Source organism: Geobacillus sp. FSL K6-0789, assembly GCF_038593135.1.
Taxonomy (GTDB): Bacteria; Bacillota; Bacilli; order Bacillales; family Anoxybacillaceae; genus Geobacillus; species Geobacillus stearothermophilus.
On the sequence record NZ_CP151966.1, the window covers coordinates 2,044,905 to 2,059,541 of the forward strand.

Consider the following 14,637-nt stretch of genomic DNA (forward strand, 5'->3'; position numbering starts at 1 on the left):
GAATGCGGCAGTGATCGGTTATACTAAAAGTAATGTATGAGGCACTGGAGGGGAAGATGATGCAGCCGCTGAAAATTTCCTTGGAGACGGCGCAAAAGCTGGCAAAAGCGCTCGGCGTGCCGATCGAGCAAGTGATGCACATGCCGCCGCATATTTTGATGAAAAAATTGCTCGAACTTGAGAAAAAGGAAACAGAGCATGACGAACCGTAGCGGCCCGCCCTCATCAACGGGTGGCTTGGCGTTTCGAGTAGGCGCCCGGCCGCAAAAAAGGCCGGCGCCAAAAAGCCGGTCAACCGCTTTTTCGGCCCGCCTCTTTTGCCTTCACCGCGTTCCGCCCTTTATGACGCTTTATGCTCAAGCCGCAGTTTGTCGGCCACCATGGCGATGAATTCGGAGTTGGTCGGTTTGGCTTTCGAGACGCTGACCGTATAGCCGAACAGCGATGAGATCGATTCGAGATTGCCGCGGCTCCAGGCGACTTCGATCGCATGGCGGATCGCCCGTTCGACCCGGCTTGCCGTTGTGTTGTATTTTTTGGCGATGTCCGGGTACAGCACTTTCGTGATCGAGCCGAGCAGCTCGATGTCGTGATAGACCATGGCGATGGCCTCGCGCAAATACAAATAGCCTTTAATGTGGGCTGGAACGCCGATTTCATGGATGATGCTCGTAATGCTCGCGTCCAAGTTTTTCGGCTTGTTGTCGCGCACTTGGGGCGCCGGGGCTGCTTTCCTCACAACCGGCGTCGTTTTACCGTAAACTTGCCGAATATGGTGGGCTAAGTTTTCCATGTCAAACGGCTTTAAAATGAAATAGGAAGCCCCGAGTTCAACCGCCTTTTTCGTCACGTCTTCCTGGCCGAACGCCGTCAGCATAATGACATTGGGCTGGTGTTCGAAGCCGGCGCGGATTCTCTCCAAAACAGCCAGTCCGTCCAAATGCGGCATAATGATGTCCAACAGCAAAATATCCGGCCGCTTTTCCTCAAGCATCTGCAGGCAGTCCTGGCCGTTGTACGCCGTGCCGATCACTTCCATGTCCGGCTGGCTCGAAATATATTCATCAAGCAATGACACCAATTCGCGATTATCGTCGGCAATACACACTTTAATGCTCAACTTGATCGTCCTCCCCCACATTTTCTTCCTATGTAACTTTCCGTTAACGTACATTCGACAACAGCAGCAAAAAATCCTTTTCTTTTTCACAAATTAATGCAAAATAAAAATTATAGCAAAAAACGAGCTCTTTAGACAATATTCGTTTTTTTAACCATGTATTTGTCGAAAAATCTTTACATGTTCCATTTTAACGGATGTTTCACCAAATATCTATGCCCAATCGGCAAAATATTTGCCGTCTTTTTTGAAAAATTTTTGGGCTGCAAAAAAAGCGAGCTGACTCGCGGTCAGCTCGCCTTTTTTTGACGGCCATATAGATCGATTCCTGCTTCTTGCAGCATCCATTCAATATGGACGCCGTATCCCGATGTCGGATCGTTGACAAACACATGCGTCACCGCACCGACAAGTTTGCCATCTTGAATGATCGGGCTGCCGCTCATGCCTTGAACGATGCCGCCCGTTTTCTTGAGCAGGCGCGGATCGGTGACGCGGATGACGAGTCCTTTTGTGGCTGGAAACTTTTGTGGAACGTTGCTGACAATTTCAACATCAAATTGCTCCACCTTGTCGTTTTCGACCACTGTCAATATTTTTGCCGGTCCTTCTTTCACCTGGCTGGCCAAAGCGATCGGAATCGGTTTCGTGAATGGGCTGTCCGGCAATGGCTTTGTCAGTTTACCAAAAATGCCAAACGGACTGTTATTCGTCACCGTGCCGATCATCTCTTCGCCATCGGAGAAGCGGGCTAACTTTTCGCCTGGATTGCCGCTCGTCCCTTTTTCAATGGAGGTGACGGTCGAGCGCATAATTTGCCCATTTTGCACCAAAATCGGCTTTTTCGTATCCATGTCGGAAATGACATGGCCGAGCGCACCGTACGTTTTCGATTTTGGGTCATAGAACGTCATCGTCCCGATGCCGGCGGCGGAATCACGGATATACAAGCCGATGCGGTACACGTCGTCATGCTTGTCTTTCAGCGGAACGAGCTTCGCTGTGACGGAGTGCTGATCGCGCAGAATGGTGAGATGAAGCGGTTTTCCGGTTTTGCCGGCTTCCTCAATGAAAGGGGAGAGATCGCTCATGTTTTCAATTTTTTGCCCGTTAATGGCGGTGATCACGTCGCCGATTTGGATGCCGGCCGCCTCCCCCGGGGACTTCTTTCCGTTTTCTGTTTCGACTAAGTGGTAGCCGACCACAAGCACCCCAACCGTATTGAGTTTGACGCCGATCGATTGCCCGCCGGGGATGACTTTCAGCGTCGGCAGCACGTTGACATCCACTTGTTTAATCGGCATTCCGGCGACCTGCAAAACCAACGTTTCTTCTCCGCGCTGTTTCGCCTTTACAGACCACGAACCGTTTTTTTGCTCAACATTGAGCGTTTCGGGAGCGTTTCGGTCATGGACGGCCGCTTGCACCGGAAGGGCTGACGCCCGAAATTCGACCGTATCGCCTTCAAACAGCACAAGCTGCTTTGGAATTTGCCAATATTCTTTCATCGGTTTGGTAAAACCGATCGCCATCAGCATGCCTAGGAGAAGCACTCCTGCTATGTTTCGGGCCATTTCTTTCTTCAATGTCGTTCACTCTCCTCGCTCCCGCCTACACCATACAAAAACGGTTACAGTTTTAATTTTGCCTGAACAGGGGAAAATATAATCGCAACGCTTATAAAAAAAGCTGCCCGGATTGGATGGACTTTCATCCGGGCAGCCCATTGCCTCGCAGCGGGGGCAACGGCCCGACGGGGGGGCGGACAGCAAGGCTATCGCTTCATTTTCGCCGCCAGCTCGAGCAGCTCTTTGGCATGCTGCTTCGTCAGTTCGGTCATCTCCACGCCGGAAATCATCCGTCCGATTTCCTTCACCTTCTCCTCCTCATCGAGCTTTTTCACGGCCGTTTTGGTCCGCGTTCCGTCCGTTTCCTTCACGATCAACAGATGCGTGTCCGCCATGGCGGCGACTTGCGGCAGGTGGGAAATGCAAAGCACTTGCGACTGGCTGGCGATGCGGTAAATTTTTTCGGCGATCGCCTGGGCGACCCGGCCGCTGACGCCGGTGTCGACTTCATCAAAAATAATCGATGTCACGCCTTGGTGTTTCGAAAAAATCGTCTTCAATGCGAGCATAATGCGCGACAGCTCGCCGCCTGAAGCAGTTTTGGCAAGCGGCTTCAGCGGCTCGCCGACGTTCGTCGACAGGTAAAATTCGACAACATCGATGCCGTCTTCCGCAAATTTGACCGGCACGCCGTCGACCAGCGGGGCGTCGAGCGGACCTTCGCGTTTGGCGAAGACGATGTCAAACTGCGTTTTTTCCATGTACAAATCTTTCAATTCTTGCTGAATGCGCTCAATCAGCTGCCGGGCGTACGCCTGGCGGATGCTGGTCACCTTTTTCGCCTCGGCAAGCAATTTGCCGGTCACGTCGGCAAGCTGCCGCTCGAGGTCGTGCACATGCATGTCGCGGTTTTCAATCGTCTCGATTTCTTCGGCGATCGCTTCGGCATACTGCAAAATATCGGCGATCGTCGCTCCGTACTTCCGTTTTAATTGCTGGATTTCCGCGAGGCGGCTTTCAATGGCGTCAAGCCGCATCGGGTCGTATTCAAGCTCCTCAAGTTGGTCGCGCAGCCTATACATGACTTCCTCGAGCAAATAGTAGCTGTTGGCCACCATTTCATGCGCCTCTTTAAGTTCCGCGTCCATCGCAGCGACGTCCTCGAGATGGCCCATCGCCTGGCCGACCGAATCCAAGCCGCGTCCTTCGCCGGCGAGCGCTTCGTAGCTATGCTGAATGGCTTGATAAATTTTTTGGAAATTCACAATCCGCACTTTTTCTTCCATCAGCCGCTCGTCTTCGCCAATCTCGAGCCCGGCTTGTTCGATTTCGCGCAGCTGAAACGTCAACAAATCGAGCCGATGCGCCATTTGCTGCTCATTTTCACTCAGCTTTTTCAACTTTTTTACCAACGCTTCACGCTCTTCATACAGAGCGCGATAACGCGCCAGCGCTGCCGCCGTTTCCGCGCCGCCAAACTCATCGAGAAGCGGCAGATGGCGGGATGGATCCATCAGCTCTTGATGCTCATGCTGACCGTGAATATCGACGAGCGTCGAACCGATGTCGCGCAGCACGGCGGTGGTGACGAGCTTGCCGTTGATGCGGCAGATGCTTTTGCCGCTCGCCAAAATGTCGCGGCGGAGCACCACCATCCCATCGCTGACATCAACGCCAATGTCCGCACATTTTTGGCAGCATGGATGGCGGTCGTCATCAAGCAAAAACAGCCCTTCGATTTCGGCCTTCTCTGCGCCGAAACGGACGAACTCAGACGAACCGCGCCCGCCGATGAGCAAATGAATGGCGTCGATGATGATCGACTTGCCGGCCCCTGTTTCGCCCGTCAACACCGTCAGCCCTTTATCAAACGACAACGAGAGCGATTCGATAATCGCGAAATTTTTAATCGACAGTTCAGCGAGCATTCCATCCTCCCCTTGAACGCTGGAATGGCGCCTGCCTTGTCCAGGCTGCCTTAATGATAAAACACGTGTTCACATCCCAACAAAGGACCGTCCCCGTTTGTTCCTCTCTCTGACGCAGAGGAAAGTCGGGCCGGTCCTCGGTTAAAGCATGGACAGCAGCTGGTTCGACACTTTTTTGGCGTCTTTTGGCGTCCGGCAGATGATTAAACACGTATCGTCGCCGCAAATCGTACCGACGATTTCGTCCCAGTCCAAGTTATCGAGCAGAACGCCGATGGCGTGGGCGTTGCCCGGCAGCGTCCGCAGCACGAGCAAGTTTCCGGTTCCGTCAAGCTTAATGAACACGTCAACGAGCGCCCGCTTCAGTTTTTGCAGCGGGTTGAAGCGCTGATCGGACGGAAGGCTGTACTTATAGCGGCCGTTGGCCATCGGCACTTTGACAAGCTGCATCTCCTTAATGTCGCGCGAGACGGTCGCCTGTGTGACGTTGAAGCCGGCTTCCCTCAGCCGGTCGACCAGCTCGTCTTGCGTCTCGATGTCGTTGTTCATGATAATCTCGCGAATTTTAATATGCCTTTGCCCTTTGTTCAAATCGCGCCACCTCCTCGTTCCCTAAGATGCGCAGTCGCGGCTCCGTCCGGCTGGGGGCGGGACTTCTTTCCGACGGTTGCTTAGGCGCCGTTTTCTTCCCCCTCTTTAAGGCTGAGGCGGGCGTGCGCTTCGCTGACGACGTCTGCAATCGGCTTGGCGAGCCGGTTTTCGCCTTCCCGCTCTTCGCCGGAATAGACCGCATGAAGCAAAAACTCGATATTGCCGTCGCCGCCGGTGATCGGCGAGTACGACAAATGAAGAACATCGAACCGTTCCGCGCAGGCAAACTGAACGATCGACTCCAGCACGTCGCGATGAACGGCCGGATCGCGGACGATTCCTTTTTTGCCAACCTTTTCTTTCCCTGCTTCAAACTGCGGTTTGACAAGCGCAATAACATCGCCGCCTGGAACGATGACCGTCTTGACGACCGGCAAAATGAGCCGAAGTGAAATAAACGACACATCGATGACCGCCACTTCCGGCAGCCCTTTTGTAAACAAATCCGGCGTCGCGTAGCGGAAGTTCGTCCGCTCCATGACGACGACGCGCTCATCTTGACGCAGCTTCCAGGCGAGCTGGTTGTAGCCGACATCGACCGCATAGGACAGTTTCGCCCCATGCTGCAAGGCGCAATCGGTGAAGCCGCCGGTCGAGGCGCCGATATCGAGGACAATTTTTCCTTTAACGCTGATCTGAAATTCGCGCAACGCTTTTTCGAGCTTCAAGCCGCCGCGGCTGACGTACGGGAGCGGGTTGCCTTTCACTTCAAGCGGGATATCCGTTGGCACTTTCTCTCCGGGCTTGTCGAGCCGGATGTCGTTCGAGTAGACGAGGCCGGCCATGATCGCCCGCTTCGCTTTTTCACGCGTTTCCGCCAGCCCGCGTTCAACAAGCAGCACATCGAGCCGTTCTTTTTTCCCTTTCATCATCTCAAGCCCTTTTCTGTTTTCTTGGCGCCATCGTTTTAATGCGGGCAACGATATGCGCGGCTGTCAGCCCAATTTCGCGCAGCAGCTCGCTGACGCTTCCGTGCTCAATAAACCGGTCAGGGATGCCCATCCGCTCGATCACCGCCTGATGGTAGCCGCGGTCATGGGCAAATTCAAGCACGGCGCTGCCAAAGCCGCCCTGCAGCACAGCTTCCTCGATCGTCAAAATCGGCAGGCGGCTTTCGAGCAGTTCAAGAAGCACCGCTTCGTCCATCGGCTTAATAAAGCGGGCGTTGACGACTTTGACCGAGACGCCTTCTTTCGCCAATTGGTCGGCAGCCTCAAGCGCCATGGAGATCGTTGTCCCAAACGTCAAGATCGCCGCATCGCGCCCATCGCGCAGCACTTCCCACGTGCCGATCGGAATCTCTTTCAGCTCCTCGTCAAGCGGAACGCCCAGGCCGTTTCCGCGCGGGAAACGCATGGCAATCGGCCCGTCATCGTAGCGGATAGCCGTATACACCATGTGCTGGCCTTCGTTTTCATCTTTTGGCATCATCAGCACCAAGTTCGGCACATGGCGCAAAAAGGCGATGTCAAACACCCCTTGGTGCGTTTCGCCGTCGGCGCCGACAAGCCCGGCGCGGTCAATGGCGAAAAAGACGTTTAAGTTTTGCCGGCATACGTCATGGACGACTTGGTCGTACGCGCGCTGCAAAAACGTCGAATAAATGGCCAAAAAAGGTTTCATCCCTTGCGTCGCCAGCCCGGCCGCCAGCGTCGTCGCATGCTGTTCGGCAATGCCGACATCAAACATCCGATCCGGAAATTCGCTTGCAAACCCTTCCAACTTCGATCCGACCGGCATCGCCGGCGTAATGGCCACGATGCGCGGATCCGTGCGCGCGAGCCGGCGCACCGTTTCGCTGACAAGCGCGCTCCACGACGGCCCGGCTTCCTTCGTTTTCACAAACGCACCAGTTTCAATTTTGTACGGGCCGGTGCCGTGCCACGTTCCCACTTTGTCGTTTTCCGCCGGACTGTAGCCTTTCCCTTTTTTCGTGATCACATGCACGAGCACCGGACCTTTCATTTTCTTCGCATAACGCAAATTTTCAAACAGATCCTCAAAATCATGACCGTCCACCGGTCCTAAATACGTAAACCCGAGCTCTTCGAAAAACACGCCGGAAACGAGCAAGTATTTTAAACTGTCTTTCAAACGTTCGGCCGTGGCCGCCAGCTTGCCGCCGACCGCCGGGATGCGCTTGAGCAACAATTCAAGCTCATCTTTCACCCACTGATATTTGCCGGCTGTTCGCAACCGTCCGAGGATGTTGTGCAGCGCCCCGACGTTCGGGGCGATCGACATTTCGTTGTCATTTAAAATGACAATCATATCCGTTTTTTCATGGCCGATATGGTTGAGCGCCTCGAGCGCCATGCCGCCGGTGAGCGCCCCGTCGCCGATGATCGGCACGATGTATTCATCCGTCCCTTTTAAATCGCGGGCGATCGCCATGCCCATCGCTGCCGACAGCGACGTTGAGCTATGGCCTGTTTCCCAGACATCGTGCTCGCTTTCGCTCCGCTTCGGGAAGCCGGACAACCCCTTGTACTGGCGGAGCGTGTCGAACTCAGCAGCGCGCCCCGTCAAAATTTTATGCACATACGCTTGATGCCCGACATCCCAAATGAGTTTGTCTTTCGGGCTGTCAAACTCCCGGTGCAGGGCGATCGTCAGCTCGACGACCCCTAAATTTGGGCCGATGTGTCCTCCCGTTTTGGACAGCTTTTCAATTAAAAACCGCCGAATCTCGGCGCTTAACTGTTTCAGTTCCGGAATGGACATCGTTTTTAACACGCGCGGATGTTCAATTTTCGTCAAATCCAAATGAGATCACTCGCTTTCATTCGGTCATTCTCCGAGCCGATTCCCTAGAATACAGGTAGTATTATTATACATGATTCGCCGCGAAAAATCGACTTTTTCCGCCAACGCCGGCCTTGGCGCCACTGTATGGCCGCGGCGCGAAGATGAAAGACCTATCATGGGGCGGAAGCAAAAAAGCAACACAGCCGCCCTTGCTCCGAAGCAAGGGCGGCCGTTCCGCTTTTAATGGTCGCGGGCGGCGACCAGTTCGCAAATATAGGCGAGCGCGGCGCCGTCAACGTCGGCGTTCCGTAAATGGCGCTGCGCCGCCTCGATATGGAACGCCAACTTTTCCTTCGCGCCGGCAAGCGACAGCAACGCTGGATACGTCGCTTTGTTGTTGCTTTGGTCGCTGCCGACCGGCTTGCCGATTTTTTCTTCTGCCCCTTCAATATCGAGAATATCATCGCGAATTTGAAAGGCAAGGCCTAGATGGGCGGCGAATTCGTCAAGCTCCCGCGTTTGCCGGGCATCAGCGCCGCCGATCAAGGCGCCGGCGTGCACGCTGTATTGCAGCATTTTCCCGGTTTTATGCCGATGGATGTATTCGAGCTCCGAAAGCGTCAGCGTTTTCCCCTCTCCTTCCATATCGGCTACCTGACCGGCGACCATCCCTTCCGGACCGGCCGCTTTCGCCAGCCGTTCGATGAGCCGAAGCCGGACGGAAGGAGGGATGCGCTCATCGTCGATTTCGGTGATCAATTGAAACGCGTACGTCAACAACCCGTCCCCCGCCAAGATGGCCATCGCCTCGCCGAACACTTTATGGTTCGTCGGCTTGCCGCGCCGCAAATCATCGTTGTCCATGCTCGGCAAATCATCATGGATCAAAGAGTACGTATGGATCATTTCAATCGCGCAGGCGACGGGCAATCCGACCGCCGGGTCTTTGCCGAGCGCCCGAACGGTGGACAGAAGCAGCAACGGACGGATTCGTTTGCCGCCGGCCTCCAATGAGTACATCATCGCCTTTTTCAGCTTCGCCGGCCCTTCTAAGCGCTCTATATAACGGGAGAGCGCTGTTTCCACCGCCTGTTTTTGCTCGTTGAGAAACTGTTCAACTGAAAGCTGCGCCACCGCTTACTCCTCCTCCGGCGAAAAAGGCACGAGCTGACCGTCTTCGCTCAACATATACTCGAGCTGTTTTTCGACGTGCTGCAGTTTATCATGGCAAAGTTTCGACAGCTTCATGCCTTCTTGAAAAAAGACGATCGCCTCTTCAAGCGGCACATTTCCTTCCTCGAGCCGTTCGACGATTTCCTCAAGCTTTTTCATCGCTTCTTCAAACGTCAGCTCTTTTTCTTCGCTCATATTGTTTTCTCCTCCACTCCCGTCACTTGACAATCGACTTGTCCGTCTTGAATCCGGATGGACAGGCGCTCGCCGACCTGAAGCTGGCCGATTCGTTTGACAAGCTCGCGCCGCTCATTGTACACCAAACTGTAGCCGCGCTCCATGATGCGGAGCGGACTGAGCGCCTCAAGCCGCGCGACATGGGAACGAAAGCGGAGCGCATGGCGCTCTAAGGCGGTGCGCATCGCTTTTTCAAGCGCGCCGGCAGCCGCTTTTTGCCGCTCCTTCGTCCGCTCAAGCTCGGCCGCCGGGTGATGGCGCCACAGCCGCAGGCGCAGCTCACGCCATTGTTGGCGCTTCTTGTCGAGCAACCGTTCGCGCTGGCGGGCGAGCCGGTCGAGCAACACGTCAAGCTGCTGCTCTTTTTGTTCGTACAGCCGCCTTGGATAGCGGAAAGCGTACGATGCTTGAAGCCGCCGCAACCGTTCCTGGCTGGCAGCGAGCTGTTCTTTCATGGCGCGGATCATCCGCCATTTCCGCTCGGCGAGCCGCTCAGTCAGCTCCCCGACGTGCGGCGCAGCCAGCTCTGCTGCCGCCGTCGGTGTCGGCGCCCGCAAATCGGCGACAAAATCGGCGATCGTAAAATCGGTCTCATGGCCGACGGCGGAAATGACCGGCACGCGCGAAGCAAAGATGGCGCGGGCGACGATTTCTTCGTTAAACGCCCACAATTCTTCAATCGAACCGCCGCCGCGGCCGACAATGAGCACGTCAACCCCGCCGAACTCATTTGCCCGCTCGATGGCGCGCACGATTGACAGCGCCGCCCCGTCGCCTTGGACGAGCGCCGGAAACAAAATGATTTTCGCAAGCGGATAGCGGCGGCGGATCGTCGTCATAATGTCGCGCACCGCCGCTCCGGTCGGCGATGTAACAACGCCGATGCAGCGCGGAAACGCCGGAAGCGGCTTTTTATGGACGGGAGAAAACAGCCCCTCCGCCTCGAGCCGCTGCTTCAGCTGCTCATACGCCAAATACAGGCGACCGATGCCTTCCGGCTGCATTTCTTTTACATATAGCTGGTAGTTCCCATTCGGCTCATAGACGGAAATTTCCCCACGCACAAGCACGTTCATCCCATCTTCGGGACGGAACGGCAAATGTTGATTGTAGCCGGCAAACATGACCGCGGCAATGCGCGCCTGGCTGTCTTTTAAGGTAAAATACATATGGCCGCGCGAATGCTGCTTAAAGTTGGAAATTTCACCTTTCACCCATAAATCGCGCAAATGCGGGTCGACGTCAAATTTGCGCTTAATGTATTTCGTCAGCGCCCCGACGGTGACGTATTTCACTTCCATCGAAACCGCCTCACTTCACGGCGAGCTGCCGGGCCGCTTCGATCGTGTTGTGCAACAGCATCGTAATCGTCATCGGACCGACCCCTTTTGGCACCGGCGTGATATAGCCCGCCACTTCTTTGACGGCGTCAAAATCAACATCGCCGCACAGTTTACCGCTCTCCAAACGGTTGACGCCGACATCAATGACGACAGCTCCCGGTTTGACGTGGTCCGGACCGATGAGACGCGCCTTGCCAACCGCGACGATCAAAATGTCAGCCTGCCGCGTGACGGCCGGCAAATCAGGCGTTTTCGAATGGGCGTAGGTGACGGTCGCATGCTCGCGCAAAAACAGCTGGCCGACCGGTTTGCCGACGATGTTGCTCCGGCCGACGACGACGACATGCTTCCCGGCAATGTCGATGCCGGCAGATTTGACCATCACGAGAACGCCATGCGGAGTGCACGGAAGAAACGCCGGCTGGCCGATCATCATTTTCCCGACGTTGATCGGGTGGAAGCCATCGACATCTTTTTCCGGGGCGATCGTTTCAATGACCGACCATTCGCGGATATGCTCCGGCAACGGCAGCTGCACTAAAATGCCGTGCACCGCCGGATCGCCGTTCAGTTCGCGGATTTTCGCCAACAGCTCCTCTTCGCTGATGGACGCCGGAAATGTGTAAAGAAATGAACGAATGCCCACTTCAGCGCACGCTTTTTGCTTCCCTTTCACATACGAATGCGACGCCGGATCGTCGCCGACAAGAATGACGGCCAGCCCCGGCTCAACGCCGCTTTCCTTCAACTTCGCTGTTTCTTCCGCCAACCCGGCGCGAATCGTTGCGGCCAGTTCTGCTCCGCTGATGATTTGTGCTGTCATCGTATCTCGTTCCCCTCTCCTTGTTCGTCCATCCATATCGGTTTGCCTGACTTGACGCCGAAAGCTTGCGCAGCCGGCGGCCTGTCCTATTTTTGCAGCGCCGCCTTCACTTTCGAAAGCACGCCGTTGACAAAACTCCCGGATTTCCAATCGCCGAATTTTTTCGCCAGCTCGACCGCTTCATCGAGGCTGACGCTCACCGGCACATCGTCGACATACTTCATCTCATACGTCGCCATGCGCAAGATGGCGCGGTCCACATTGGCCACCCGCTCAAGCGTCCACTTTTCCAAATTGGCACGCAACAGCTCGTCAATTTCCTCCTGGTGCTCGACGACGCCTAGTACAAGCTGGCGCAAAAATGGATCCGCTTCGCTGCTTCCTGCCACATTGGCCAGCGCCTCCTCCGGCGGAATGTGCCCGACGTCGATTTGAAACAGCGCCTGCAGCGCTTTTTCCCGCGCTTCATGCCGCTTCATTGCCTTCCCCCTCTCTAAATACGAACATTTATATTAAAATCTTATCATATTTTTCGGAAAAAGCCAGACCCTTCCCGTCGCCCGTCTTGCTGCCGATTTTACACCGCCGGCTCCGCTGTTGGCCTCGTTCATTACAATAACAGACTTTGACGAAAAAAACAAAAGGCGGCTGCTCCGAAAGCAGCTGCCTTCTGTTTTTGTCACCGTTGTTCGACGGCGTCGTGCTCCTGTTTTCCGCTTTCAAACTGAATGCCGACGATGTGCACGTTTACTTCGCTCGTTTCCAAGCCGGTCATGTTCCAAAGCGCCTGGCGCACGTTTTCCTGCACCTTTTTCGCCACGTTCGGGATCGACGCGCCGAACTGGACGAAGCAATAAAGGTCAATGACAACCCCGTCATCGCGCAAATCGACTTTGACGCCTTTGCCGTGATGCTTTTTGCCGAACCGCTCGGCAACACCAGCGGCGAAATTACCGCGCATTTGCGCAACGCCATCGACTTCGCTGGCCGCGATGCCGGCGATCACCTCGATCACTTCCGGTGCAATTTCGACTTTGCCAAGCCCGGTGTACTCCTGTTCGGAGTTAAACATATGTTCAGACATGGGGCACCTCCTATTCCGCCTTCATAATATCATATAACTCCAAAAACTTCGTATTAAACTCGCCGCTTTGGAATTTCTCATGCTCCATTAATTTTATGTGAAACGGGATCGTCGTATGAATGCCTTCAATGACAAACTCCGAAAGAGCCCGTCTCATGCGGGCGATCGCCTCCTCACGCGTCGGCGCGTGAACGATTAGTTTGGCGATCATCGAATCGTAATACGGCGGAATCGTATAGCCCGGGTAGGCGGCGGAATCGACGCGCACGCCCGGACCACCCGGCGGCAAATACATGGCGATTTTCCCCGGCGACGGCATAAAGTTTTTCGCTGGGTTTTCCGCATTGATGCGGCATTCGATCGCCCAACCGTTAAAGGAGACGTCCTCTTGGGTGAGCGACAGCTTTTCACCGGCAGCGACGCGGATCTGTTCTTTTACTAAATCGACACCGGTAATGAGCTCGGTGACCGGGTGCTCCACCTGAATGCGCGTATTCATTTCCATGAAATAAAACTGTTTGTTCCGGTGGTCATAAATAAATTCGACCGTGCCGGCGCCCATGTAGTTGACCGCCTTGGCCGCCTTGACCGCCGCCTCGCCCATCCTCCGGCGCATGTCGTCGTCAAGGGCCGGCGACGGCGCTTCTTCGACAAGCTTTTGCAGCCGGCGCTGGATCGAGCAGTCGCGCTCTCCTAAATGAATGGTGTTGCCATATGAATCGGCGAGCACTTGAATTTCGACATGGCGGAAATCTTCGATATACTTTTCAATATAAACGCCAGGGTTGCCGAACGCCGTCGCCGCTTCTTGCTGGGTGATGTTGATGCCTTTGACGAGCTCTTCTTCGTTGCGGGCGACGCGAATTCCTTTCCCACCGCCGCCGGCCGTCGCTTTGATGATGACCGGGTAACCGATTTCAGCGGCGATCGCCCGCGCCTCCTCAAGACTTTCAATAACGCCGCGCGAGCCCGGCACAATCGGCACACCCGCTTCCCTCATCGTCTCGCGGGCGATGTCTTTAATCCCCATTTTGGCGATCGCTTCCGGGCTCGGGCCGATGAACGTGACATTGCATTCGCGGCACAGCTCGGCAAACGCCTCGTTCTCCGCCAAAAAGCCATAGCCCGGGTGAATGGCGTCACAGCCGGTCAACGTGGCAACGCTCATGATGTTGGTGAAATTCAAATAGCTGTCTTTCGAGGCGGTCGGCCCGATGCAGTACGCCTCATCCGCCAGCTGCACATGCAAGGCGTCGCGGTCAGCCTGCGAAAAGACGGCGACCGTCTCAATGCCGAGCTCCCGGCAGGCGCGAATAATGCGGACGGCGATTTCCCCGCGGTTCGCCACCAACACTTTTTTGATCATCGTCCGTTCTCTCCCTTAGTCAGGCTTGACCAAAAACAACGGCTGGCCGTATTCGACGAGCTGGCCGTTTTGCACGAGCACCTCGACAATTTCGCCATCGACTTCCGCTTCAATTTCATTAAACAGCTTCATCGCCTCGATGATGCAAACAACCGTATCTTTTTTCACTTTGTCGCCCGGCTTCACATACGGCGGCTTGTCCGGCGCCGGCGCTGCGTAGAACGTGCCGACCATCGGCGATGTAATTTGATGCAAGTTGCCTTCCACAGCCGGCTTTGCTTCTTTGGCCGCCGTCGGTTCCGTTTCCGGCGCCTGCTTCACTTCCGAAGCCGCCACTTGGACAGGCGCAAGCGCCGGGGCCGCCGTCGGTTCGACCGCTGCCACTGCCTGTGCGGGCGCCGCCGGTGCGGCTGCCGGTGCAACGGCGACAGCAACCGCTTTTTTCATATGTACTTTCGTTTCTCCTTGCTCATATACAAATTCATCGATTGAGGATTGATCGACCAACCGAATCAATTCGCGGATTTCTTGAATTTTCATCGTTCTCACACCTTTCTCCAAGTGTCAGCCCGTCTTTCGCAGGCGGTGATCAAACG

Annotated in this window: 16 protein-coding genes; 2 read left to right on the forward strand and 14 right to left on the reverse strand. The window is 55.3% G+C overall.

Features of this window, described 5'->3' with window-relative positions:
- The first annotated feature begins 59 nt into the window (after positions 1-59).
- Positions 60-212: a YycC family protein gene (locus NSQ51_RS10810; RefSeq protein WP_064502501.1), complete on the forward strand. Its 153-nt coding sequence runs from the start codon at positions 60-62 to the stop codon at positions 210-212.
- Positions 213-340: 128 nt separating this feature from the next.
- Here NSQ51_RS10810 and spo0A read toward each other — a convergent pair whose 3' ends face one another.
- The 6 genes from spo0A to dxs all read right to left on the reverse strand — a co-directional run bounded on the left by spo0A (position 341) and on the right by dxs (position 8,033).
- Positions 341-1,120 carry a sporulation transcription factor Spo0A gene (gene spo0A / locus NSQ51_RS10815; protein WP_033016446.1) on the reverse strand — a complete coding sequence of 260 codons (780 nt, stop codon included), beginning with the start codon at positions 1,118-1,120 and terminating at the stop codon, positions 341-343.
- A 290-nt stretch (positions 1,121-1,410) separates the two neighbouring features.
- Positions 1,411-2,706 (reverse strand): SpoIVB peptidase, encoded by a 1,296-nt coding sequence (gene spoIVB / locus NSQ51_RS10820; protein ID WP_080986151.1) that lies wholly within the window; start codon positions 2,704-2,706, stop codon positions 1,411-1,413.
- A 188-nt stretch (positions 2,707-2,894) separates the two neighbouring features.
- Positions 2,895-4,616 carry a DNA repair protein RecN gene (gene recN, locus NSQ51_RS10825; RefSeq protein WP_033009423.1) on the reverse strand — a complete coding sequence of 574 codons (1,722 nt, stop codon included), beginning with the start codon at positions 4,614-4,616 and terminating at the stop codon, positions 2,895-2,897.
- Positions 4,617-4,757: 141 nt separating this feature from the next.
- Entirely contained in the window at positions 4,758-5,207 is a 450-nt protein-coding gene (argR, locus tag NSQ51_RS10830) for a transcriptional regulator ArgR (protein WP_033016443.1), read from the reverse strand.
- An 80-nt stretch (positions 5,208-5,287) separates the two neighbouring features.
- Positions 5,288-6,136, reverse strand: a complete 849-nt coding sequence (locus tag NSQ51_RS10835; RefSeq protein ID WP_033009419.1) for a TlyA family RNA methyltransferase — start codon at positions 6,134-6,136, stop codon at positions 5,288-5,290.
- Positions 6,137-6,140: 4 nt separating this feature from the next.
- Positions 6,141-8,033 carry a 1-deoxy-D-xylulose-5-phosphate synthase gene (gene dxs, locus NSQ51_RS10840; RefSeq protein WP_049624620.1) on the reverse strand — a complete coding sequence of 631 codons (1,893 nt, stop codon included), beginning with the start codon at positions 8,031-8,033 and terminating at the stop codon, positions 6,141-6,143.
- A gap of 70 nt (positions 8,034-8,103) precedes the next feature.
- On the opposite strand from dxs, the gene NSQ51_RS10845 reads away from it, so the two are divergent.
- The gene (locus NSQ51_RS10845; protein WP_155266802.1) at positions 8,104-8,259 is read left to right on the forward strand and encodes a hypothetical protein; all 156 of its coding nucleotides are present in this window, start codon (positions 8,104-8,106) and stop codon (positions 8,257-8,259) included.
- Here NSQ51_RS10845 and NSQ51_RS10850 read toward each other — a convergent pair.
- From NSQ51_RS10850 to accB, 8 genes are all read right to left on the reverse strand, one after another.
- Entirely contained in the window at positions 8,256-9,149 is an 894-nt protein-coding gene (locus tag NSQ51_RS10850) for a polyprenyl synthetase family protein (RefSeq protein ID WP_049624621.1), read from the reverse strand. The genes NSQ51_RS10845 and NSQ51_RS10850 overlap by 4 nt on opposite strands.
- Before the next feature lie 3 nt (positions 9,150-9,152).
- The gene (locus tag NSQ51_RS10855; RefSeq protein WP_049624622.1) at positions 9,153-9,383 is read right to left on the reverse strand and encodes an exodeoxyribonuclease VII small subunit; all 231 of its coding nucleotides are present in this window, start codon (positions 9,381-9,383) and stop codon (positions 9,153-9,155) included.
- Positions 9,380-10,726: an exodeoxyribonuclease VII large subunit gene (gene xseA / locus NSQ51_RS10860; protein ID WP_033016436.1), complete on the reverse strand. Its 1,347-nt coding sequence runs from the start codon at positions 10,724-10,726 to the stop codon at positions 9,380-9,382. Before xseA ends, NSQ51_RS10855 begins: the two co-directional genes overlap by 4 nt.
- A 10-nt stretch (positions 10,727-10,736) precedes the next feature.
- Positions 10,737-11,591 (reverse strand): bifunctional methylenetetrahydrofolate dehydrogenase/methenyltetrahydrofolate cyclohydrolase FolD, encoded by an 855-nt coding sequence (gene folD / locus NSQ51_RS10865; protein ID WP_033009410.1) that lies wholly within the window; start codon positions 11,589-11,591, stop codon positions 10,737-10,739.
- An 86-nt stretch (positions 11,592-11,677) separates the two neighbouring features.
- Positions 11,678-12,070 (reverse strand): transcription antitermination factor NusB, encoded by a 393-nt coding sequence (nusB, locus tag NSQ51_RS10870; RefSeq protein ID WP_033016434.1) that lies wholly within the window; start codon positions 12,068-12,070, stop codon positions 11,678-11,680.
- Between the two features lie 200 nt (positions 12,071-12,270).
- Entirely contained in the window at positions 12,271-12,675 is a 405-nt protein-coding gene (locus NSQ51_RS10875) for an Asp23/Gls24 family envelope stress response protein (protein ID WP_033016433.1), read from the reverse strand.
- A gap of 10 nt (positions 12,676-12,685) precedes the next feature.
- Positions 12,686-14,041 carry an acetyl-CoA carboxylase biotin carboxylase subunit gene (accC, locus tag NSQ51_RS10880; RefSeq protein ID WP_049624623.1) on the reverse strand — a complete coding sequence of 452 codons (1,356 nt, stop codon included), beginning with the start codon at positions 14,039-14,041 and terminating at the stop codon, positions 12,686-12,688.
- 15 nt (positions 14,042-14,056) lie between these two features.
- A complete protein-coding gene (gene accB / locus NSQ51_RS10885; RefSeq protein ID WP_049624624.1) occupies positions 14,057-14,581 on the reverse strand; it encodes an acetyl-CoA carboxylase biotin carboxyl carrier protein in 525 nt (174 codons plus the stop codon).
- Positions 14,582-14,637 lie beyond the last annotated feature (56 nt).